Origin of the sequence: Neisseria sp. 83E34 (genome assembly GCF_001308015.1) — a bacterium.
In the GTDB taxonomy this organism is placed as follows: Bacteria; Pseudomonadota; Gammaproteobacteria; order Burkholderiales; family Neisseriaceae; genus Neisseria.
The window spans coordinates 81,152-105,234 of sequence record NZ_LGYH01000005.1; the positions used below are offsets into that span (position 1 = coordinate 81,152).

General features: G+C 43.3%; 20 protein-coding genes. 7 read left to right on the forward strand and 13 right to left on the reverse strand.

All coding sequences use genetic code 11. From position 1 onward, the window contains the following. Window positions 1-449 precede the first annotated feature (449 nt). The gene (locus tag AKG09_RS06310; protein WP_054618612.1) at window positions 450-932 is read left to right on the forward strand and encodes a disulfide bond formation protein B; all 483 of its coding nucleotides are present in this window, start codon (window positions 450-452) and stop codon (window positions 930-932) included. Window positions 933-1,252: 320 nt separating this feature from the next. Further along, window positions 1,253-1,936: a hypothetical protein gene (locus AKG09_RS06315; RefSeq protein ID WP_156320809.1), complete on the forward strand. Its 684-nt coding sequence runs from the start codon at window positions 1,253-1,255 to the stop codon at window positions 1,934-1,936. Between the two features lie 38 nt (window positions 1,937-1,974). On the opposite strand, the gene AKG09_RS06320 is transcribed toward AKG09_RS06315, so the two are convergent. The 4 genes from AKG09_RS06320 to pgaA form a co-directional block, all read right to left on the reverse strand. Beyond that, window positions 1,975-2,370, reverse strand: coding sequence for a hypothetical protein (locus tag AKG09_RS06320; RefSeq protein ID WP_054618614.1), 396 nt, complete (start codon window positions 2,368-2,370; stop codon window positions 1,975-1,977). 18 nt (window positions 2,371-2,388) lie between these two features. Beyond that, window positions 2,389-3,612, reverse strand: coding sequence for a poly-beta-1,6-N-acetyl-D-glucosamine synthase (gene pgaC / locus AKG09_RS06325; protein ID WP_054618615.1), 1,224 nt, complete (start codon window positions 3,610-3,612; stop codon window positions 2,389-2,391). A gap of 140 nt (window positions 3,613-3,752) precedes the next feature. After that, entirely contained in the window at window positions 3,753-5,654 is a 1,902-nt protein-coding gene (gene pgaB, locus AKG09_RS06330; protein WP_054618616.1) for a poly-beta-1,6-N-acetyl-D-glucosamine N-deacetylase PgaB, read from the reverse strand. 95 nt (window positions 5,655-5,749) lie between these two features. Continuing rightward, on the reverse strand, window positions 5,750-8,158 hold the full coding sequence (gene pgaA, locus AKG09_RS06335) for a poly-beta-1,6 N-acetyl-D-glucosamine export porin PgaA (RefSeq protein ID WP_054618617.1): 2,409 nt from the start codon (window positions 8,156-8,158) through the stop codon (window positions 5,750-5,752). 451 nt (window positions 8,159-8,609) lie between these two features. Between pgaA and moaC the strand changes: the two genes are divergently transcribed. The 4 genes from moaC (at window position 8,610) to AKG09_RS06355 (ending at window position 11,297) form a co-directional block, all read left to right on the forward strand. After that, entirely contained in the window at window positions 8,610-9,113 is a 504-nt protein-coding gene (gene moaC, locus AKG09_RS06340; protein ID WP_054618618.1) for a cyclic pyranopterin monophosphate synthase MoaC, read from the forward strand. Further along, complete coding sequence (locus tag AKG09_RS06345; RefSeq protein ID WP_054618619.1) at window positions 9,113-9,874, forward strand: HesA/MoeB/ThiF family protein; 762 nt, start codon at window positions 9,113-9,115, stop codon at window positions 9,872-9,874. Before moaC ends, AKG09_RS06345 begins: the two co-directional genes overlap by 1 nt. 2 nt (window positions 9,875-9,876) lie before the next feature. Continuing rightward, window positions 9,877-10,338: a D-aminoacyl-tRNA deacylase gene (gene dtd / locus AKG09_RS06350; protein WP_054618620.1), complete on the forward strand. Its 462-nt coding sequence runs from the start codon at window positions 9,877-9,879 to the stop codon at window positions 10,336-10,338. 446 nt (window positions 10,339-10,784) lie between these two features. Continuing rightward, window positions 10,785-11,297 (forward strand): DUF2478 domain-containing protein, encoded by a 513-nt coding sequence (locus AKG09_RS06355; protein ID WP_054618621.1) that lies wholly within the window; start codon window positions 10,785-10,787, stop codon window positions 11,295-11,297. Window positions 11,298-11,893: 596 nt separating this feature from the next. On the opposite strand, the gene AKG09_RS06360 is transcribed toward AKG09_RS06355, so the two are convergent. The 6 genes from AKG09_RS06360 to rlmD all read right to left on the reverse strand — a co-directional run bounded on the left by AKG09_RS06360 (window position 11,894) and on the right by rlmD (window position 17,595). Continuing rightward, the gene (locus tag AKG09_RS06360; protein WP_009117308.1) at window positions 11,894-12,256 is read right to left on the reverse strand and encodes a roadblock/LC7 domain-containing protein; all 363 of its coding nucleotides are present in this window, start codon (window positions 12,254-12,256) and stop codon (window positions 11,894-11,896) included. Between the two features lie 100 nt (window positions 12,257-12,356). Next, window positions 12,357-12,986, reverse strand: a complete 630-nt coding sequence (locus AKG09_RS06365) for a hypothetical protein (protein WP_054618622.1) — start codon at window positions 12,984-12,986, stop codon at window positions 12,357-12,359. A 2-nt stretch (window positions 12,987-12,988) separates the two neighbouring features. Continuing rightward, a complete protein-coding gene (locus AKG09_RS06370) occupies window positions 12,989-13,525 on the reverse strand; it encodes an ATP/GTP-binding protein (RefSeq protein ID WP_009117310.1) in 537 nt (178 codons plus the stop codon). 11 nt (window positions 13,526-13,536) lie between these two features. Further along, window positions 13,537-14,649, reverse strand: coding sequence for a hypothetical protein (locus AKG09_RS06375; RefSeq protein WP_054618623.1), 1,113 nt, complete (start codon window positions 14,647-14,649; stop codon window positions 13,537-13,539). 17 nt (window positions 14,650-14,666) lie between these two features. After that, complete coding sequence (locus AKG09_RS06380; RefSeq protein WP_231623909.1) at window positions 14,667-16,109, reverse strand: 23S rRNA methyltransferase; 1,443 nt, start codon at window positions 16,107-16,109, stop codon at window positions 14,667-14,669. A 163-nt stretch (window positions 16,110-16,272) separates the two neighbouring features. Next, window positions 16,273-17,595 carry a 23S rRNA (uracil(1939)-C(5))-methyltransferase RlmD gene (gene rlmD / locus AKG09_RS06385; RefSeq protein WP_054618624.1) on the reverse strand — a complete coding sequence of 441 codons (1,323 nt, stop codon included), beginning with the start codon at window positions 17,593-17,595 and terminating at the stop codon, window positions 16,273-16,275. A gap of 137 nt (window positions 17,596-17,732) precedes the next feature. Between rlmD and AKG09_RS06390 the strand changes: the two genes are divergently transcribed. Next, window positions 17,733-18,725, forward strand: coding sequence for a L,D-transpeptidase (locus tag AKG09_RS06390; RefSeq protein ID WP_054618625.1), 993 nt, complete (start codon window positions 17,733-17,735; stop codon window positions 18,723-18,725). A gap of 159 nt (window positions 18,726-18,884) precedes the next feature. On the opposite strand, the gene AKG09_RS06395 is transcribed toward AKG09_RS06390, so the two are convergent. The 3 genes from AKG09_RS06395 to dld all read right to left on the reverse strand — a co-directional run bounded on the left by AKG09_RS06395 (window position 18,885) and on the right by dld (window position 24,075). After that, complete coding sequence (locus tag AKG09_RS06395; protein ID WP_054618626.1) at window positions 18,885-19,718, reverse strand: GNAT family N-acetyltransferase; 834 nt, start codon at window positions 19,716-19,718, stop codon at window positions 18,885-18,887. A gap of 442 nt (window positions 19,719-20,160) precedes the next feature. Next, window positions 20,161-22,011, reverse strand: a complete 1,851-nt coding sequence (locus tag AKG09_RS06400) for an NAD(P)/FAD-dependent oxidoreductase (RefSeq protein WP_054618742.1) — start codon at window positions 22,009-22,011, stop codon at window positions 20,161-20,163. 375 nt (window positions 22,012-22,386) lie between these two features. Beyond that, complete coding sequence (dld, locus tag AKG09_RS06405) at window positions 22,387-24,075, reverse strand: D-lactate dehydrogenase (RefSeq protein ID WP_054618627.1); 1,689 nt, start codon at window positions 24,073-24,075, stop codon at window positions 22,387-22,389. Between the last annotated feature and the right edge of the window lie 8 nt (window positions 24,076-24,083).

Genomic DNA, 24,083 nt, shown 5'->3' on the forward strand with positions numbered 1-24,083 from the left:
GCTGTGTATGTTTAATTACACAACCATATATTTTCTTAATTATTTTCAAACAGATACAAAAACACAAAAACAAATTTGCATGTTTACAACAGATTTATTTTTTTGTGGCTTTTTGGCACGCTCTGTTTAAAATTATCTGTTTAAAATTATCTGTATTTTAAAGCTTGCCTCTGAATCTTGTGCAGTTAACAGATATATCTATCATAGCAAACCAACTTAAGAACGATACATTTGCCATGCACAAACTCCGACGCGGATATTTTGAATTTCCGTAATGTTGGGAGACACTCGGGTCAAGTCCAAGCATAATGAAGCCATGGTAAAAAATAAGTTTATTTGCTATATAGTATAATGAATATAGGCTACTTCTGCTTTTTTTAACGGATTTTGTAAAGCCCAAGAACCCAAGCTAGAGTTATGCCTGTCTGAAATTTTGTGAGAGTTAGATAATGAGCTATCGTAAAGCTTTATTGATCGTTATTGTTACCGGCCTGTTATGCACGGCGGGTTCTTTTTTTGCCCAATATGTTATGGAGCTGAACCCCTGTCCTTTATGTATTTTGCAACGGGTGGCTGTGATTTCGGTAACACTGATGGCGATGTTGGTATTACTTTTACCTACGCATAAAAAAGGCGGCCGGTTTGCGGCAGCGGGTTTGGTAAGCATTCCGGCTCTGTGGGGCTTCGGGGTGGCTGTGTATCAAATGTGGCTGCAAAGCTTACCTGCCATGAAACGCCCATCCTGCGGCGCGCCATGGACTTTCCGTTTGAAGGATTGGCCCTTGTTTGATATGTGGGAACCTGTTGTACGCGGATTTGGTGATTGTGGCGTTCAAGAGTATGTGATGGGCGTGCCATTGCCGATTTGGAGTGTTATGTTTTTTGGCTCTGTATTGGTTTGGGTGTGGTTTGCTCTGAGGCTTTCTAAATAAATACAACAAATAATCAAAAACAGTACATACATATAACTTCAAGCAAAGGGGATTCGGGCCAATTCCGAGCATGCGGATGTGCGCTTTTTAAGTTGATTCATTATAAATCTGTTTCTATGCACGTTTGCATTGTTTTCCTCCAAGATAAGAATTCTTTTACCAATAATTTAATAAGCCATTAGGTAATCTGATACTTTAGTTTCTTTAAATATACGTTGTTAATTTCACTTTCTATATTGCTTAGCGCTTGTGCCACAAAACAGGCTCCTTTTCTCGGCATGTATCACACTGTTGAACCTAGGCGTCAAGTTCAACTATTCATGTTTCCTGATAAAACTTTTTGTTACGGCATGCTTGCAGAAGGGGCTGGTTTTACAATCAGCGGGGATTGGAAAATCACTCAACGAAATTCAAACAAGGCATTGGTCATTCAGCTTCAAGGAAAATCACTGGATTTACCTCTATTCGGAATATCTACAATGAGTGATATCCCTCAAGAAGAAGCATTTATCCTTAAACATTCACGTTGGCTGGTTACCGACACATCAAACCAAGAATGGGCGAGTCTAGCCGGCATACGCCTGGCAGTTAATGCCAATGGGGGGATACCCGCTGCTACAGCTTTTCAAAAGATTACGCCGCCCAAAGATAATAAAGTGCCCGACAGCATAGTTACAGAGTTGCCGGAAAATGCGCGCTATCTTTTTGTATTATTACCTGAACAAATTAATGGTGATGATATCTTTCCACTGAGCTATCAAAATAAACTATATCGTTTTGACTTTGGAACTGAGTCCCGTGCTGTTTTACTCGGCATAAGACATGAGTTATTAGTTCAAGCCAAGATGAATGAAATGTATCAAGCAGATGCTATATTTGATCTCGACACTCAAACAATAACAGTACAACAACAGGAGCTAGGTTCACCCAAAATATGGGAAGATGATTGGCGCAAAGTTCAGCAACAATGTATGCCGCTGACAAACCAAAGAATGCCTGTCTGAAAAGTTGTTTCAGACAGGCATTCTAATTAGCAACACTATTATTTTTTCAAATTCCGATTTGCCGGAGGCTCATCGATCTTTCTATATTGCCTTGTGGTTTCCACAGCGGTTTTGATTCGCGCAGCAGTTCGGCGCTTGTTACGCAGAGCGCTGACCCGCGAAGTTGCCAAAATCGACCAGCAAAATAAGATGTTCAACTGGGTCAATGTTACTACGGCTACGGCTTTAATTAAGTCTATCAACGTCCATGTGCCGATAATAGGTTCGAAAATCAACGCTTCATGATCGTTGAAAACAAAATATACAGCAGCAAGCCACAACGCCCAAGTGATTGCAAATATCAGAAGACTTTTAGCGCTGATAGAGCGGTTTTTACTGCGTGCTCTTTTAATAACCATTTGCTCACGCAGGTTTTTTCTGTTTTCCGGCGACATAATGTTTTCTCCCGTTTATTACTGTACGCCCCGATCCGGGCTTATCCACGTGGCTTTTCGCTCTTTATCCCGCAAAATAGCTCTTGGGAAACCGTGTACCAAGGTAAGGCTGTTGAGCAGCCAAAAAACGTAAGGATACCAGATACAGCTTACAAAATAGCGGAAAAGGTTACCTTCATAGCGGCTGTCGATAAACATACTGATAGAAAATTGCAACATAAACATCAAAAAGGTAATCAAACCGCTTACCTCTATCAATGTGAAGTCCGCCTGCCCTGTCAAAATCCGGATGAATCCGTATATCATGAAAGCAAATAGGCTATATGCCCAAATCAATGTAATGAAATATTCAAAATAAAGAGGCCAGAGACGGAAATTTTTTACACGCCAAACTTGAGGAAAGTATTTCAAAATTACTTCGGCTCCGCCTTGCGCCCAACGCAACCGCTGTTTATACAGACCGCGGATTGTTTCGGGCATCAACACCCAGCAGAGTGCTCGGGGCTCATAAGCAATATTGTAGCCTGCTACTTGGGTTTTCCAGCTGACATCAATGTCATCGGTAATCATGTTGTCGCTCCAGCCGCCAATGCGTTCAATCACATCTTTGCGGATACACATGATGACGCCTGACACGGTAAATAATGTTCCCAAGATGCTTTGCGAGCGTTTGATTAAGCCGATAATGGAACTGAACTCAGCCACTTGCAGCTTGCCTAACACGGTACTGCGGTTTCTCACACGCGGATTGCCGGTTACTGCGCCTAAACTCGGATCTTCTTCAAGACTTTGTACCATATATTCAATGGCACTGTAATCAAGGATGGCATCGCCATCAATTCCGACAATGTACTTACCGCGCGCATGACGCATACCGTTATTCATAGCCGAAGCTTTACCGCCGTTTTCTTGGTCGATGCCCACCACTTTATCGGAAATTTTTTCCCAACTGCGGATAATTTTCAAAGTGTCGTCGCTGCTGCCATCATTGATGAAAACGAGCTCATAATTCGGGTAGGTAAGATTTAAAAGGTGGGGGATGGAGCTGTTGAGATTATCTGCTTCGTTGTAGCAGGGAATCAGCACGCTTACCATCGGGATTTCTTCCTGATTATGAAAATCAGGCTCAGGCATTTCGCGTTCCCAGAATATGTAGTAAATCACGCCGGAGATTGTCCAGTATACGGCCATCACGCCGGGATACATCATGACAAAAACAGCTAAATAATCATACCATTTCATTTTTTATTTGCTCTTATGTATATTTATATTTGGTGTTGGTTGTATTTGGCAAATTTATCTGTTTTCAGACAGGCATGACATAGTGCCTGTCTGAAAATGTTCATCTGACAAGTGTAAATACAAAACTAAGACGCTAAATATTACCGTTTAATCGAAAAAGCCGGTTTCACAATATTGATAGCTGGTCTGTCATTCACAAAATCATCAGGCCCATAAGCTATGTTTTTGACACCTCCTTTTTTCAGATCTTCCATCCATTGAACCAACTCCGTCGCAGGAACATGCTGATTTGTTTGCCTGTTTTGTGCAGGCAGCTCAAAAATGGTTTTATCTAAAGGAATACCGGTTTTTTTGATATCGTGTGTCGCACTCTTTACCCATTTGCCAGCATCTTGGGTATTGGTATTCTGACCTTTTTCATAAGGCATCAGGGCTATTGCCGTATAGTCATAATGCTTGATGTATTTGGAAAGGCTTTGCGTAAACCATTTTTGTGCTTCTTTATCAATCGCTTGCCCGGCATAAAGATTATGAACCGATTTTAATTCTACCGCTCCGTTAAAGCTGTATTTCATTGCTCCGGCTTTAAGTTGGTCGGAATAACGGATTAAGCCGTCAATATTGGTGGCGACTTGTTGCCAATACTGTGAATTGCCAAATGCACCTGAAGGCAGATTACCTTTAAAGTCGGCAAAAACCGCATCATTTTGAAACAACAGGCCATTAAAACGACTGCTAAATGCTAAGTCCTCATAGACTTCCGAAACAGCGCGCCGGTTTTTTTCATTGTTAAACGAGAGACGGCGTGCGCCACTATTAGAAACGTAGTCATAGCCTGAGCCGAAATTAAACGCGGTCATCGGCATCCATGCATACACCTTCACACCGGAACGCGTCATTAACTGCCAAGCCACTCTGCTGAACAAATCTGCTTTCATTTTCAAATGACGGTTGGGGAAATAAACCGTTTCCGCAATACCATTACCATCCTCATCTGAAAATGCTTGCAGATAAACAACGCTTACTCCAAGCTGGGCGATTCGGCTGACCAATTTGTCGAAATTCCGATTGAATTCTTCAGTATTCGGGCTATATAAATCATCCAAGTTAACATAGACGGCACGTTTGATTTTGCTTTCAAACATTTTGCCTTCCAGATAGGATTTAATCACACCGTAACCCGTTTCATGGTCAACCAAAATCCGGCCTACGTGACCTGCGCTGTCTTCATTCAACTTTAAATCGAATAAAGTGAAATCACTATCGAAACCTTCTTTGCGGGCGATTTCCGTAGCCTCTCGGTTATATTGTCCGTAAGGCCATACCAAGGCATTAGGTCTTTTTCCGGTATGTTTTTCGATAATATCGGCGGAGCGTCTTAAATCATCCGCAATGCGCTTACGGTATTCCTCAGGTGTTTCATAACGACCGTTTTCATATTTGCCCGGCAGTGCAGCAGCAAACTCCGACCCGAAAGGGTTACCGAAATTACTACGGTGTAAGTCATGGCTGTGCGAAGCAATTTCTATCAAACCGCTTTGCTGCATTTCCCTCACTTGCTCCCATGTAATGAACGCTTTACGCGATAATTTCTTCTTACCATAGGCGATATAACCGTTTGCCGGTGTTTCCATCCAACTCGTTACCAAAGCATACATAGCCGGATAGTTATATGCTTTCAACACTGGAAATATCGTTTTGTAAAAACTGATATAACCATCATCGAAAGTGAGCAAAACAGGCTTGGCAGGAAGCTTTCCCCTCCCTGCCTTCGCATCTTTAATCTGCTGCCAGCTTACCGGTGTATAACCGTTATTTTTCAGCCAGTTAAAATGATTAATCAGTTTATTTACCGTGATGGTTTGCGGATAGTATTGGCGTCTGAATTCATCATCAAACTCGTCACCACCGTAAGCCTCCGGCGGTGCGCTTTCGTCAACCACATCGTGGTAGCACATCACGCCATACTGTATATTGGCAGCATAGGCCGTGCTCATACTTAACAGCAACGTAATGGCTGATAAAAAACGGGTATATTTCATAAGGCAAACCTACTCAATGGGTAGTCTAACTGTAATAAGTGTACGATATAGATTGTTCAGACAGGCATATGCCTGTCTGAACATCACATTTTCATTTATTTGAATCTAACGCTTAAATTAACATTGCCGAAATTTTGGAATTCCGGTTCACCATCATAAATTGCTTGCTTGCGGCCTAATTCATAACCCAAACTGGTTTTCTTACCCAGCGACCAATCATGGCCGTATTTCAACAACCAAGTGTTCTCAGAACTATGATCCGCTTGCCAGTAACGGCCAACGCCTCCTGTTAGCTTCTGATTCAAACGGATTCCGTTATCCAGCGGCATAGCATATGAAAGGCTTAAGCTGCCGCTCACAGTTTTACTGTTTTTCGGGTTATAATAATAAGCCGAAGGCGTGTCTTTATTGCTGCTGTAATCGGCCCAGAGTGAACCGTCCAGCTTCCAGCGGTTGCGCTGATAAAGCATCTGTGAAACCCAACCATAAACACTCTTGCGAACGTTATCATCATCAAATGTCATCACACCCAAACCCGCCCCGGCTCGTGTGTTAGCAGAATGAGTATAAGACGCGCCAATATTATATTCATCAGCATACACTTTTTGCTGAAGCGCTTTTGTCGGCGTGTTGGCACTGTTATGTGCAGCTTTGGCATTCAAGCTGATGCGTTCGTTTACACGGTAGTCGGCACCAATACTGGCATACGCTTTTTTATTCAATTCGGTACCATGTCCGGCTTCAACGTTAACCGTTACCGGATGTAAGCTGATATCTGCACCTATACCAACCCGGCCTGAACGCAATGGATCACCGTTATTGGGAACATAAGCAGTTTGCTCAGTGATATAAGCTCGATGACCGCTTTGACTACGAGGGCTATACAGCGTGGCGCTTTGCCCCCATTCAGTGCCGTCTTTAGGCGAGGTAGCCTTCATCGCACTGCCTGAAATATTCAACTGCGCCGCACGCGCTTTATCATATTGTTCCCAAAAAGGCTTATAAGCAGGATCATTTCTATCCAACTTTGAAGCCATCTCTTTTACCGCCGCCCAATTACCGGTGCTCATCCAAACATTGGCAATTTGATTATTTACCCAAATTTGGCTTTCGGGAGAAATATGATCTTTGGCATTTTCATACCATTTGATTGCTTCATCTCCACGACCATTCCAATAGGCCAAATCACCACGCAAAATCATTGCCCATGGGTCGCCCGGATGTTCGGCCAGCCAAGCATCCATCAATGCTGCTGCTTTTTTATGGTTGCCGTTCCAAGCTTCCAGCCGGGCGTTCCAAAAAAACTGCTGATCGTAATAAGGATTATCTATTTCGCGTGTGTGTGTGAAGTCTGGAACGTTTTTTTTTGGGTTCCAGCTTTTGACTCGCTCCTGTGCGTTGGTGTAATAACCCGCATCTGCATCTGCTTCCACCAGCTTACCGGTCAGATTCGGAGAAACTTGACCGGTCTCTGCTTTTTGCTGCTGCATGATTTCCTGATAAATGCTGCGTGCTGTAATCGGGCTGCCGTTCATAGATAAAGCTTGCGCATATTGTTCTTTGACATATTGAGGCTGCTCACCAATACGGCGCAGCATGTTGTAATCTTCCAATGCTTGCTTATCTTTACCCAAAGCAATTGAAGCCGCCATGCGGTCGCGTATGGCATTAACCTGAAGATCGCTTCCTGCAGGAGCTTGGGTTGCTACTTCATTCAAGCTATTATAAGCAGCTTCAAGCTGAGGAATATCATTGGTTTCACGGCTCAATCGCAACTGAGTCACAGCCTTACTAAGCTTTAACCACAACAAATCGGTTTGACTGAATAATTTCGGATAACGCTGGATTAACTCATCTTGCACAGGATAAGCCTGAAGTTGTGCAGCTGTGCGGTAAGTTTGCAATGCCAAATCTTTATTTTCAGGATCTTTCGCCAGCTTTTGTTTCAATGTTTCCAAACGCTCGGATAAAGATTGAGAACGCTCATTGATATATTCCTCTGCTTGAGTGATATCGGCATCATTACCAAACCGTTTACGGTACTCGGCAATTTGATTACGCGCCGCCGTATGCTTACCTGCTTCAGACGAAGCCAATGCTCCTCCGAGAAAACCTATCTTTTTGAAAGCATCTACGCGTTGCAATTGCGCGTAAAGCGCCGCTGATTCTTCAAACCGCTTATTATCGCGGGCAGCTTTTGCCAGATTTTCCAATTCGTCAGAAGTGTAATTGCTAGGTTTGCATTCTGCACATACCGCCAATGCTTCTACCTGCTTGCCTTGTCGAACAAGCAGCGCGATTAAATCAGCTCTAACTTTTGTGTCTTTGCTTTGCGTATAAAGTTTGCGCAAAGCATCAACTGACTCAGCTAATTCGGCCTGACCTTTGCGCGCATGTAGCGCCCAATGTTCACGTTCGGCATTAATATCTTGTGCCACAGCGCTCAATGGCAGACAGGTAAGCGCCAGAGCCAGACTAATAGTGGTTTTTCTGATAGATTTCATAATGTTATTTAAGCTAATTCTTTAAATTTCTAAAGACACAATGATTAAAAAATCGTTATTATAAAGCAGCCCTTGCGGTTTGCTTAGATTGAGTTAAGACTACATTCCCTATATGTAGGGATATTTATTGAATTATTGTAGACAAATTAAGAAACAATTTCTTCTTGGAATATTGCTTAAACATGCTACAAGAATGATAAAACAGAGGAAAGACTGGGTGTATTAACGGTTCCCCCGAGGGTTTAACGGGATTTTAAAGGTTGTATAAAATACAACAATTACCCCGCAATTATGGAAACATAATGCAAATCACGGTATAAACATTTCATTTTGACCACTACAGCATAGGCGGCACATCAAAAATCTATTAGAATATTCTCCTGAAACCCATACCAAACGTTTACTACTCACTTAAATCTATAAAATATTCAAAACTTTAGGGAAACTTATGATGTTTGACGAATTAACCCATTTCAATGAAAACGATGAAGCCCACATGGTAAATATCGGTGACAAAGAACCGACAGAACGTGTAGCTGTGGCCAGTGGCTACATTAATATGAGCCCCAAAGCAGTACGCATTTTAGCTGAAGGTTCTGCAAAAAAAGGGGATGTATTGGGTGTTGCCAGAGTGGCGGCAATTCAAGGTGCAAAACAAACCAGTTTTTTGATTCCGCTTTGCCACCAAATCTCTCTCACTCATGTGCGCGTTGATTTTGAAATAGACTTAGATGTTAGCCGCGTAAAAGCAACGGTTACCGTCAGCACAACAGCCAGCACCGGTGTAGAAATGGAAGCGCTTACAAGTGTAAATGTTGCGCTATTAACCATTTATGACATGCTAAAAGCCGTGGATAAAACCATGAGCATGACCCATATCCGTTTAGAAAGTAAAACCGGCGGCAAAAGTGGCGACTTCTCTTTCGAACAAAGCTATGAAGGCATCACATTCTAATGGATGACCGAGATTTGTTGCGTTACAGCCGCCATATCCTGCTTGATGAAATCGGTATTGAAGGGCAGGAAAAACTCTTGGCTGCAACGGCCTTGGTTATCGGCTGCGGCGGACTAGGTTCCGCCGCTTTGCCTTATTTGGCAGCAGCCGGCTTAGGCCGCATTATTATTGCTGATGACGATACGGTTTCAGACACCAATCTGCAACGGCAAGTCTGCTTTACCGAGGCAGATATCGATCATTTCAAAGCAGAAACCATTAAAACTCGCTTACAAGCCATCAACAGCCGTATAAAGATTACTGCGTTAAATGAACGCCTGTCTGAAAAACGTTTGCTCCAACTGGCAGCACAAGCCGATATTATTTTAGATTGTTGCGACAATTTTTCTACACGGCTAGCCGTTAACCGCACCAGCGTTGCAACCAAAAAACCATTAGTTTCCGGTGCAGCAGTAAGGTTTGAAGGCCAGGTTGCTATCTATCGACCAGACCTGCCCGATACGCCCTGCTATGCCTGCCTCTTTGACGGTGACAACGCTTCCGACGGGGCCTGCGCCGTATTCGGCGTGTTTGGCCCATTAGTCGGCATTATTGGGACGACACAGGCAGCCGAAGCATTAAAAATTCTCGTCGGCATAGGCAAACCTTCACACGGATACCTCATGAGTTACAACGCGTTAAATAGCGAATGGCAGCGCTTTAGCTTTGACAAAAACCCTACCTGCCGCGTTTGCGGCCAAATTTCAGACAGGAGTAACTGAATATGCGCGCAGTTATCCAAAAAGTCAGCCGCGCCCGCGTTGATGTAATCTCAACAGATACACGAACTACTACAGGAGAAATTCACTCAGGCTTTGTTGTACTACTCGGCGTAAACCATGACGATACCGAAGCAGATGCCCGTTATATTGCAGAAAAAACAGCGCATCTGCGTATTTTTGAAGATGAAAACGGCAAACTCAATCTTTCCCTTAAAGATACGGGTGGTTCTGTTCTACTCATCTCCCAATTCACTCTATATGCCGATGCACGTAGCGGGCGCCGCCCTTCGTTTTCTAATGCAGCAAAACCAGAACAAGCTCGAAAGCTTTATGAACGGGTTGCAGATCTTTTACGCTCCCAAGGCATCCAAGTACAAACCGGCCAATTCCAAACGCACATGCAAATTGATTTATGCAATGACGGCCCGGTTACTATCCTATTAGATTCTCATAAAATTCTATAAACCAATGCCTGTCTGAATATTTCAGACAGGCATTCTTTTCACATAGGGTAAACTTTGCTCAACTCAGCACAAAATATAGTGATATTTCCAGTATACAGCAATCGGGTTGGCTGAGCTTCAACCCAGCAATTATCCAAATATTCTAAACAGTGTGATACTAAAGCCAACCTGCCTCGTTGCTATGTTTTAGTTATTTCACGGTAACAAATCTAAAGGTAATATGGCCGGATACAACAATAAGTTTTCGCAAAACTATAGTCAATCAAATTAATTTTTGATACAAGGCAGCAAGCCGAAGACAGTACAAGTAGTACGGAGAAGCGCGGCAACGCTGTAGCAAAAGTTAAGTTAATTGAGTAAATTCATCCATAATCCATTGGCACAATAGACATCTCTAACTAGCTGTTTTATAAGAGAAGTACAATAATTACCTCAAAACATCCAAAATGAACATAAAACTCGCAGCTATCATACATGGCTCAGACAGCAGTGCCGCTCAAACTGTACTGGAAATTTTTATCACCCGGTTGCAATCTCAAGGATTCCGGATAGGAGGACTAATTGCCACAGAATATATGCGCAGCGATGGTACACAAGATAAATGCATCCGTGGGATAGAAAGCGGCATTCTTTATCCCATATTTCAAAACTTAGGGAATAATTCCGAAGCTTGTAGACTGAATCCAGCAGGGCTAGCCACTGCAGCAAACGAACTTCTGTCTTTATTAGAAGATCCACCAGACCTAGCCATTATCAATCGGTTTGGCGTAATGGAAGCAACAGGTAAAGGCTTTTTTCAAGAATTTTTAGAATTGATATCCGCCGAAATTCCCGTACTTACCTTATTAAATAGTTCAAAATATTTGCAACAATGGAGGGCATTTACAGATAACGAAGCCACTGAATTAGCTGCCGACTTAGAAAGCCTAACGACTTGGTTTAATACATGCATCAAATGACACGGACGATAATTACATGCCTAAAACACAGCAATTAAATATAGCGAAACAACCAAAACCTAACAGGGTGACTGGCGGCATCCTTACCTACTTGTATGACCTCTAATAAATGAAAAAATATAGTTAATTACAATAACAGTGCCGTCATACTCTGAACAAGCTCGGGTATAACAGCAAATAATCGGAATAATTATAATGCCTAGCCTGTCTGAAAAACTTTCAGACAGGCATTACCGTATCTAGCCATGAAACTTGGTATGCTATACAAACTACCTCTCTTTACTGCGATATCTATAAAGCCCATAGCTCAGAACGCTTTGTAGAAATCTATGCTTTACAGCCATGACTACTATGTAACAAATAAACTTAACTTTATGATACGTTGTTGCTGCACCTTAGCTCAAAGAACACAATTTTGTAAGCTACTGAAGCAGCAGCAAAAACTATCCTGTACTATTTGTACTGTCTACGACTTGCTGCCTTGTATCAAAAATAAGTTTATTTGCTATATAACTGAAAAAGTTTGTCCGGTTTACCCAATAAAATCTATTGGGTAAACCGGACAAACTTTAATATATACACTTGGTAAGCTTAACTTAAAGAATATCAGCAATATGTTTTGCCGCACGCTTTGCATCAAGTAAAATCAAGCCCAGTTTACCACTCTCTTTTGCCATTAAGGTCAAAACAGCATCCGATCCAGCTTGATTCAATAGAATATAACCAGTTTTACCTTTAACCATTACCTGATCCAACTCACCACATGCCAACTCACCAGCTGCGTGGCTGCCTAAAGCCAACAGTGTGGCTGACATTGCACCTACCCTGTCTTGATCCAAGGTCTTAGGCATCAACGTTGCTATTGGTAAGCCATCAGTTGAGATAACGGCAGAAGCAATAATATCCACAGAAGTAGCGTTCAAATCGCTCAATACTGACATTAAAAGTTGTTCACGCATATTTTTTCCAATTTATTGAATAATAAGCAGCTTGCTTGTTTAGTTTTCCCACAGTGCCAATTAAATTATTTCATTCATTAATGGCTGCTTTTAAATAATATTAACGGTTGCTCAATGCTTTGATTAAAGAAACAAAAGCTTCTTGGTTCAAATCAGGAACGCCTCCAATCACCAAAATCAACTTACTTTGACCGATATATAAAGGAAAGAAAGTCAACTCGGTTTGACCCGAAGGATCACAAATCCCCCATGCAGTATGATGGATATTTAAATTGTTTTTCAACAATAATTGATGACGCTCACCAACAGCAACCACCTCACTGGCTAAAATTCCAACTTCTTCCGCAGTTTCATGATGGAATCCGGCGTTAGCAAAATACAACCCATTTTGATCTGCCAATAAAGCCCTTCCAATATTCGATAGTTTTGCTAACAAATCAGGTAACTGTTCATCTGTCAGATGGATATTATCAACTGTAGGAGATTCATCTCCATACAAAAACTCTAGGCGCTGAAGGCGATATAATAAGTTAAGTGCAATATTGATATCGCTTGTATCAGACCATGCCAAAAGCTTTTCCGTGCTAATCAATTCATCAGAATTTGCTTTTAACAGACCATGCAGCAAAGTTCGGCTGGCACTTACCGTATTATTAGAAACAGCATAATAAGCACCTGCCGGAGTAATTCTCGGATATAAATTTGCTTGTAACGAAAGAGTAGTGTCCATTCTTACACCTCTAAGCCCGGATCAATTGAGAACAACATAGCACTAACTAGTTGTTTTACATCATCTTCCTGACGGGCATCAATTTCAAAAACAGGAACATTAAAATTATTCTGAGCCAGATATTTTTGATAAACCTCAATACTCGGCAAAGAGCGGATATCCATTTTTGTTACACCAACCACCAAAGGTGCCGTTTTAAGCAAATCTTTAAACGCCTCTAAAAAGAAATTTAAATCTTTCAATGGATTGGTTCGTGTATTGTCTAACAAAAGAACCAATCCCATACTCCCTTTACTTAAAATCGTCCACATGAAATTAAAGCGTTCCTGACCAGGAGTACCATAAAGGTGAACTTTGGTTTCTTCATCCAGACGAATAACACCGTAATCCATTGCAACAGTCGTATAACCTTTACGCACCAATGTCATATCGGAAGCGCGGGCATCAGTTTGCACAGGAGGATCGTCAGATAACGCACTGATTGCAGTAGTCTTCCCTACGCCAACAGGGCCGGTAAATATAATTTTATTTTCAATCACTTATACACTCCTCACTTACCAATCAACTTGCGCATCAATCTATTCAACAAGCCTCTCGGCTGTTCTTTCGAACCACTTGCAGCACGCTCAGCATCACTAGACATTTTCTTATCAGTAATCTCATTACTGTTTACACTCATGCTGGAAGAAACATCCACAGGAGCACTTGGCGTAGCACTTTTCTCTGCAGCAAACTCATTATCAGTTGCTAAAAATCCGGTAACATAAGTTGCGGCAAGATAATTTAGAATATCTGCCATATCCAAAGGCATTACTTTATACAGCACATTCAGATTTACCGAAGTCTTAGTTAAAAATGCTGACAACCTCATCGATTCTGGGACAGGAGCCAAACGGGTCAGATTAGGCCACCGCTTCAACGTAAAAACTGTCTGCGGAGTTAAAGGGTAAACTAAACGGCCTTGCGCTGTCCAAATAGCCATTTGCCACATACACGACATAATGGTAACTTTAGCTTTATCTTTCCACTGAGGATTATCAGGAACCGCTTTGCACACAACCTCAAGATTATCATCTTTACACATACGCTCCAAATCATCAGCACTAACGGTTAGCAAAACACGCTGAATGCTTGGAAACACGATCAAAACAGGCTTTCCGTTATTCAGAACGGCAGTGTCCTGTTGTCGTGAACTTGCCATTTTCAATGCGCCCAACAAACCGCTTTGTGGGTTGAAACGTTTGATAGTTGTTTTTCTGTATTCATTCTTTGAACTGGTCTCGGCCGGCTTCGCTGCATCTTCACCCGGTTTGACTTCATAAACATTGCCCCCTTGAACCAAGCTACGCAAAGTTGGAAACAATGTATCGAATTTAACAGGTTTTGCGAGATAAGGCGCTGTCAACTTTGGCTTTTCAGATGAAAAGATAACTACAGGAATATCACTGTATTGCTGACGTGACTCATGCCAAGGCAACATACCGCGCTGGGTGTCAACATCAACTAAAACCATATCCGGCTTATGCTCTGCACCATCTCCGACAATTTCATAATTAGTCGTATTGTGCATTTTAAATGCCATGCGGAAAATAGCTTCTTGCTGCTCACTAAAATCCTTTAGCATCACCCGTACTGTTTTAACTTTCGGTAACAGACTATCCATTGTTGGTACTCTTATAGTTATTTAGAAATTTCATTAACACGTTGCAACAAACGACTCATCGCCAATACTGCTTCTTCTGGCAGAGTTGATGCACGATCTCTCAACAGTTTGACAAACTGTTCCAAACGATCCCAACCTTCAGAGCGCTCATACAAATCGAAGAGGGTAATATAAAGTTGAGATTCTTCCGGATACTGCAAAACCGACTGTTCTAATGTATCAATGGCTTGATCCAACTGTCCATACATCAGTAAAGACTCAACTTCTTTAATTACCATGTCCGTAGGCGAATTGCTGGTGCTGGTTACCGAATCATTCTCCAACACCAAATCACGGTAATGGGCTTTTAATTGACGCTTAGAAGGCTGCAAATAACCTTTTGCTAATCCGATCTCCCGGATTTGCTGCTCATTAGGTCCTTTTTCCAAGTCATCAAACAGCTCATGCTGGCCTAGGCTATATCCCCAACCCAACATTCTTTCTTTCACTTGCCGTCCATAAGGCCCTAAAGAATAATAAAGTTTCCATAAGTGTCCGGCAAATTGCTCCACTTCATTGTGTTGATAGTCAAGCTTCAAGGCATCAATGATAAGTGCTGCCGGTTTTTCCGATTTTTGAATAGCTCGGTTATATTGTTGAAGTGCAGTTTCATAACCTACTTGGTTTTTAAGGATTTTAGTGCTGCGTTCAGGCTTCACAAAACCCATAACCGCATTCATTTCTTCATTCGACAAATCACGCAGTTCTTGAGTACCTTTAGCTACAACAATCGTACTGCGTTTAGATGCACGTTTCTGAGGGGCAACTGAACCAGATGGAACAGGCTGATGAGCAGTTTTCGCACTTGCCACATCCTCGCCACCCAAGCCTGTCTTCTCGCCGATTTGATGCGCTACTTCCTGCATACTCCAGCCCAACTTCGCCTCCGCAACCACACGCAAGGGTAAGTTGTTTGAGTCTTGCATCAAACCTTCACGAACATAATCAGACAGACTCTCATTCGACAAAATATCAGCATGTCTGTCCAAAGTGGTTGCCAACAGATCTATATTTCCAGTACTCAGGCTCAAATTGGCCAGCTCATGCACCAATTTTTCAGGAGCACTGCCTTCCATTTTATTAAGATAACCGGCTAAAGATGCGGCTGCCTTATCTTCATACCCAAATTGCTTATAAACCTGATATTCGGTCAACGGATCCACTTCTTTGGCAGAAACGGAAGTCGCACCGGGGTCAATACCTCCTGTGTCCCACTCCCAATCTTGGTCGTCTGTTTCTTCCACAGTTTGGCTGACCATATCCAGCCATTCGCCAGAAGACTGTTCTGCCTCATTATTTTGGGGACGTTTAAATGCCGGTTTGGTTGTCGTTTTATTATCCTTTTTGTTTTGCTTTAAGCGCACAAAAAGGGCGACAATTACCAGTGCACCCAATAATCCTATTAACAGCGAGTAATTCAAGAAACTCTCCCGATTTATACAGTAAACCTATAAATACTTAATTTATCAAAACAAATAGAGAAAATTGGTATCAATAGGCTGTTAATTCCTCAGATGTGGATGATAGCATGACTTCCTTATATCAGTCATTTCACAAATATTTCTTTACGCCTAAAAATACCGATTATCTAAAAAAAAGACCGATAGACTCAACATGTGCCGTTTGCGGAAACATATTCATAATACCTACTTCTTTGAATTTATAGCCTTTTTCAATTATTACATGAGCATCCCTAGCAAATGTTGCAGGATTGCAGGAAACATACACTATCCGCTTAGGCATAAAAGGTTTACACAATGCTTTAACAATTTCATACGCTCCGCTTCGCGGCGGGTCAAGTAATATCTTGTCTATTTCACCCCATTTTCGAATATCCGCTTCTGTAATTGAAAACAAATCTGCTGTTTCAAAATGTGTATTCTCTGCACAACCGTTAATTTTGGCATTCTTTCGTGCCCGTTGCACTAGATGCTCTGCACCCTCTATACCTAAAACATGTGCACCACTTTTGGCTATCGGCAAAGTAAAATTGCCCAATCCACAAAATAAATCTATAACCCTTTCTTCTGGCTTAGGCTCAAGCATTCGAACAGCCCGCTCAATCATCAATGTGTTTAATTCCTGATTAATTTGCGTAAAATCACCAGGCCTGAATGGCATCCGCACGCCAAATTCAGGTATTTCATAAAACAAATCTGGCATATTTTCCGGATAAAAAGGATTAGCTTGACTTTGTTTGGTTTGCAGCCAAATTTGCCAAACTGAGCGTTTGGTTTGTAAATGCCTGTCTGAAAATATTTTTAGCTTATCCAAGTCTTTTTCAGACAGGCATGTGTTTGTACGGATATTTAAAGCAGTAAGGAGCTTGCCGACTGAAAATTCTACATATTCCACAACAACATTATCAGAAACGCTGCCTAATAACGTACGCAAATGCGGCAACACTTCTTCTACATGCGGCGGTAAAACAGGGCACTCGTTTAAATTCACCACTTCATTACTACGTCGAGAACGAAATCCGAGCAATAGCCTGCTCTGTTTGTTTTTTGACACACTTAAACGTGCACGATGGCGATAAGCCCAAGCGCTGCCATAAATCGGAGGCAGAATATCTTCCGGCTGTACTTTCCCGATGCGCAATAACTGCTCTTCCATCACCCTTTGCTTGAATGCCACTTGCGCTTCTACCGAAGCATGTTGCAATACGCAACCACCGCACACGCCAAAATGCTGACACGCAGGTTCTATGCGGTCGGGTGAGGCATGATAAATATGGGTTACATCCGCTTCATCAAAACTTTTCTTGCTTCGTGTCACATGAAAAGCAACTTCTTCTCCCGGCAAAGCACCTTGTATAAAAACAGTCTTACCGTCAGCGCGCGCGACGCCCCGCCCTTCGTAATCTACAGCAAAAACTTTTGCCTTACCTTGTATACTGCCCTGCATTTTGACAACCTTAATATGCCTACCTTTCGGCCGACACTGACAAAATCCGATATTTTCTCACAAAACCATTGAAAATGCGGTATGATTTCCTCTTGATTTTAACAACCACAACATACTTTTAAAAAAGATAATTCACAATGAATAAAACTGGATTAGGTCTGTTTCTTGCCATATTCAGCGGCGCAGCAGCAGCCAACACACCCCTGCCAGACGTCCAACCTTACTCGGAAGGCCAACACGTTTTTATCAATATCCCTCAACAAAGACTGTTTCTCTATACCAACGGTGAACTTACCAAAGCGTACCCTGTTGCCGTAGGCAAAGCAGCTACCCAAACCAATTTGGGCCGCCATCTCATCGGTGCCAAAGCTTATAACCCGACTTGGCATATCCCGAAATCAATTCAAAAAGAATTGAAAAACGGTAAAACTACCATACCTCCGGGGCCGAGTAACCCACTGGGGCCGGTGTTTGTTCGCATGGGCGATCCCAAACTCGGCTTAGGCATTCACGGCACCAATGCCCCTGCAAGTGTTCCGGGAGTACGCAGCCATGGTTGCGTACGAATGAAATCGCCTGACGCACTGGAATTTGCCAAAACCATCAATACCGGTACGCCTGTTGATGTGATTTATCAAATGGCTTCACTTAATACCGATGCCAATAACAACCTTTGGTTGGCAGCCTATCGTGATCCTTACCGCCAAAACAACTTAGATATAAAAGCCTTGGAAGCCAGCGTGAAAAAATGGGCTAAAGCTCATGGCAAAACCGTGCATACCAAACGCTTAGCTCTTGTATTAAAAAACAAAACCGGTGCGCTCAACTGTATCACCTGCGGTTCGAAAAACGGAAAAGTGCCAAGCTCACTGAAATCACTGGCTTGGACAAACGGCGATGGCGAATTAAGCAAATCCGTAGCGCCTCCGCCGAAGCCAGTACCGCAACAAGACGAAGTATTACCTGAAGGCAGCGAAATTGAAATCGACGCCGGCACCGACACCCTGCCCGCTTCGGAACGCGCACCCCAAGCTCCTCAAACAGAGCAGGAACCAACATACTTCAATGCTATTCCTCCTGCCTCTGATGATTACCAGCCAGAAAATAATGGCACTTCACACTTGTTTTAATACCGGTCGTTTAACGGAACAATGCCTGTCTGAAAAGTTTCAGACAGGCATTGTTTCATATATTCTTAATGGCCATTAAATCACAATTGCCGCAGGCCGTATACAGCTATAATCCACACAGCATCACAGGAATCAAACTAAAAACCATACGAAACCGCACTACCCCTTGAACTCTTCAACCTTGCAGACAAAGTGATGGCCGGTAATATCAAATCCGTGGCGGAAATATAAACGGCGGGCATCGGTACGGTCTTGGCCAACAGTTGAATTAATCTGAATTTGAGTAATACCTTCTTGCCGTGCAATTTTAGCCACTTCGGCCAACAAACGCGCCGCATACCCCTTGCCACGGCTGCTGGGAATCGTTACTACATCATCGATATGGATATAGATGCCGCTGACTAAGTTTACGGAAACGCGGAAACCGCACACAGCTAACGCGCTGCTCTTTCCCTCTTCAAAAATACCCAGCAAACGATAGCCCTGTGGGCGTTGCAGAGTATTAACCTGCTCAACAAAACGGTTCACATCAGTCAGCATCGGACGCAAAATACTTAATGCTGCAAACGCAGTTGCAGTTTCCGCGGGTTCAATTTCACGCAGGCCTTCAATAACTTCTGTATCGGAGGCAGGCACCTGAGCAGCGCTTGCAGCAGCTTCTGCCGGTTTCCTTTCCTCTGCACCCCCTTCTTGATCTTCGCGTTCGTCAATCAGGGCATTACAGTTCATGACCCGTAAATCATTATCGGCGGCAAAATCCATCAGAAAACGGAACATTGCCGGATTAATTTCTTCCAGATTTTTATGCACGGCAACACAGCGCACATTGTCCACCAATAAAGGGCGCACCCATTGATGGTAAGACAGCCGGTTGCCTTTATCGAATGAAGACAAAATGCCGCATAAGCGCTCCGACCAATCGCTTGGACGGAAAGTTTTACCTTTGCTGGTCGTACCGTGAATAATTATTTCATCAATATTGCAAACTAACATAATGCCCTCTTTAATTTGGTTTTATCGAGTTTGGCATACGCACAAACTGCATTAATCATGCAGATTATACATAGGTTTGAGTGGTTTAAACATCACTCCTAGCCGGATTGTAATTTTATTTCTTTCAGCACTTGAAACGCACGGACAACATCCGCATCGTTTTACGGATGCCTTCGCCGATTTATTTGTTGAAACTGAATTAAATAACAGCTTATAAACTTTAACGTAACTTAAAAGAAATTTTATTTCTATTTTTATGCAACATTTTGGTCAATCCAAACCTGCCAAGAAAATTGAAGAAGCGATACTTGAAACATAGTCACCCCTAAACTGTACACAAAGAAAACACTGATACTTTTAACAACAGAAGTCTTCCACAAAGTTTTATGCCTGTCTGAAAAGTTTTCAGACAGGCATTGTAGATTAAGCAGTTAAAACGTATTTAAGCGGATGCTTCTTTAACTGCACGGAAAGCTTCATCCACTGCATTTTGCAGATACGGCATCCATGCCACGTCGCAACCTGCCATAAAGATGTTACCCACCGGCTTGCGCATGGCGCGGGTGGTACGCTCCATAGACTGCTCCGTATCGGCAAGCTCCGCCTGTTCGTAGCTATATCCGTGCGCCCAGCGGTTCAGGGTTATATCAACCAACATTTCATCGAAATTTTCCCCTGCCAATTCATATAGATGACGCAATTGGCCTAACAATTCTGTTTTAAGCGCGTCATAGCTTTGTGCAAACAGTTTTCTGCGGCCATTACGATATTGCTCGCGGATATTTTCACCGGTGAAATCAGTGGCAATCCGAACAGCATGCACAATTATTGGTTCATCCGGGCTCTGTTGTGCCTGATAACCACCGATATTGACCGGATCTTCAAGCTGTATCAAGCAATAAGGAGAACTTGGGGCATAAAGTGAATACACGCCGAGCTTTTTAAAAGCTTGCGCGTTTTTTACCAAAACTTTGGCATATACCATCGGTACTTTCACGCAGCTCAATTCAGCTTTTTTCTGCGCTTCCGGCATCTGAGGGATAATGCGGGCCGCCAACGCGCTGTGTCCGGCAAAAATACATTTCTTGGCCTGCACTTGCACAAGCTGCTGATCATCGTGTTTCAAATAAGCCACCGCCACGCCTTCGGCATTGTTTTCAGCCAATAAAGCAGTGCAGTTTAAGCGGATGCGTGTGGAATTTTCAGGAAGGTCGAGTTTGCTGTAATCGAATTTGGCCAACACAATATCTTCCATCGTATTACCTGCAGCTATGCTGGGGATGAGTTTGCGAACCAGCAATCGGGCGATCGAAGCATTGCCATCGGGAAAATGATAAATATACGGCTCTTTTTCTTCTTCGCCATCTTCTTCAGGCAAACCTAAGTTCTGGACGCCCGGATAGTTTTCTTCCAATGCTTCCATTACGGAAATAGCGCTGATAGGATGGCCCCAATATTCGGAACTGATGTCTTTCAGATAATTAAGCGCCCCCTCCGGCAGCTTTACGGTGTCTTTCAGAAAGTCATAATAACTGGTTTCTTCTGCAAACTCGATGCGCTGGCGTTTTTTCTTACCTTTTAAATAGTTGGTTTTACCGGTATAAAGCTCAATCAGCGCCTGCTTGGCATCGTCGGCCAATGGAAACCGGCGGATAATTTCTGCGGCATTTTCTTTACCCGTTTCAGGCAAGCTTGCCACCACGGCTGCCTTACCGAATATTTCAGGACTAAAGAACGCACCTTGTTTGAGCTGCCATTTTTTCTCGTATAAATCACGGTCGAAATATTGCTCGAATTTTTTATAGTCCACACCTAAGCTTTCCAAAAGCGAATGTGCTTGCTTGGAAAAAGTAGTTTTCGGTGAATCCAGCGATTCGCTGCCGCCATATGTGATGAATGTACGGCCTTGATAGCTGAACTCATTACGCTTGGCGTGACCGCCAAAATCATCGTGGTTATCCAACACCAGCACTTTGGCTTCGGGATGTTTCTGGCGGTAGAGATAGGCCGAAGTCAAACCGCTGATACCGCCACCGATAACCACCAAATCATAATGCTCCAACGCTTTACCGGGCAGCGTGTAGTTTTTGCCAAACATGGCCATACTGTGTGCAGCGGTTTCACTACCCTCGTGATCACCACGCAAACCGTTGAGTGCGGGCGGATAGTAAATTTTAACGGTGTTTTCAGGCTGCGCCGGGCGGTATTCTTTTTGGCAAGCGCTAAACATCAGGCTGCCGGTTAAAGCAGCCGACCCCTGGAGAAAGTAGCGGCGGGAAATTTTGTGTTGCATTGTCATCTCTAAATTGTGTATTTTTTATGAGCTCGGGATTATAAAACCTTATACCAACTTAAACAATCTTTACAGTTATAAAATTACATTTATCTACAAAGTTTTCAGACAGGCATAAACCTTGTATAGTCAATCAACTTAAAAGTTGGGATAACAACGCGCGCCTTGAATGTTTGTATGCCCATTATTTTCAGATTGCGCTTCCCAGCTGCACGGCCACTCACTTTCTTTACTTTGCCAACATAAGCAAAGAAAGGCGGCCGCAGTTGCCAAGATTTGCTAATAATTTAAGCGTTCGACTTTTTTAAGTTGGTCGAAAAATAGACCATGCCTGTCTGAAAAAACATTTTTCAGACAGGCATGGTCATTATTGCATTACGCCCAATGTTTCTTTTTCGATGTTTTGCCAATACCCGGATTAAAACTGTTGGTCGGATCAAGCTTGCGGTAAAACTGTTTCAGCGCCGGCTTGGCTTCATAAAGGTGGCCGACATTATGCTCGGCTGGATACTGCGCACCGCGCTCATCCAAAAGATGCAGCATTTCATGCTCAAGCGCCATGCAATCGTGCCCTTTTTTCACGATATAGTCTTGATGGAACACATGGCACATAAAATGACCGTAATAAAGTTTGTGGCTGATTTTACTGCTGATTTCTTCAGGCAGGTGTTCGAACCAATCGCGGTCGTCGCGTCGCAGGGCAATATCCAGTGCCACAATATCTTCCACTTCTTTATCATGCACCGCACGGTAACGCACTGCGGCAGAAGCCACGGCAAAGCGGTGCAGCATGGCGGCTTGTGTTTCTTCCGGGCAGCATTCAAAATAATCGCCCGATTTTTCAGCAAAATAATTTTTCAAAAACACGCGCGCTTCTTCCACGCCTTCTCCGCCCATTTTCAAAATCAAATGGTGTTCGAAGCGGTTCCGGTAGTCGCGCAAAGATTGCGGCAAATGCTCCGGCAAAAATTTGCTGATTTTTTGCAAGGCTTTATCGGAAAAATGCTTGGGCAGAAAATTCAGCTTTTTGCCGAACCGGTCAACTTTTGCTTTGTAATCAAAAAGTTTAGGCAGATTATGTGTGCCGAATTTTTTAATTACCCAAAACGTATCTTTGCCGTACACCGCTGCAATGTCAAAAGCATCCCGGTGAATGTATTCGCCGGATATGGGCAGGCTTTTGAATCCGCCCAAAATGGTGCGGCGGATATCGGTTAGTTCGTTGATGTCGTTAGTGCCTATATAGAAAACAGCTGTATTTTTTTCCAACGGGAACGTATCCAGCCTCACGGCAAACACCATCAGCTTGCCCGCGCAGCCCGAAGCTTCGTAATGTCGCGCCGGGTCGGCATTAAAGCGGGCGGCGGTGGGTTCGTCCACTTGGCGGACATGGTTGCAATAAGCATGATCGTGCCCTTTTCCGGCATCGCGGGTGATGTCTTTTTGCTGGTAATGATAGCCTTGCAGATTGGTAAGGATTTCTTCAGGCGTTTCGCCCAAATCAATACCCAAGTGGTTGATTAATTGCAATTCGCCCGCTTCGTTTAGCTGGGCAAACAATGCCATTTCCGTGTAGGCCGGGCCACGCTGCACCAGAGCCCCGCCCGAATTGTTGCACACTCCGCCCAACACAGATGCGCCGATGCATGAAGAGCCGATCACCGAATGCGGCTCCCGACCCAACGGCTTCAGCAGTAATTCGAGCTGGTTTAAAGTGGCACCGGGTAAGCAGACGACTTGTTCATTCTGGTTGATGGGCTGGATAATGTTCATGCGCATGGTGTTCACAATCACGATATCGCGGTCGTAATCATTGCCGTCAGGGGTAGAGCCGCCGGTCAGGCCGGTGTTTGCTGCTTGTGTGAGCACAATCACATCTGCCTCCACACAAGTTTTCAGCACTTGCCATTGCTCCAGCAACGTGCCCGGACGTACCACCGCCAATGCTTTGCCCTCGCCGAAGCGGTAGCCTTGGCGGTAAGGCTCGGTTTTGGCGAGGTCGGTAATGATATGCGGTTGGCCTACAATTTCTGTAAGCCTTTGGATGAATTGGGTTGCAGTCACGATTTATT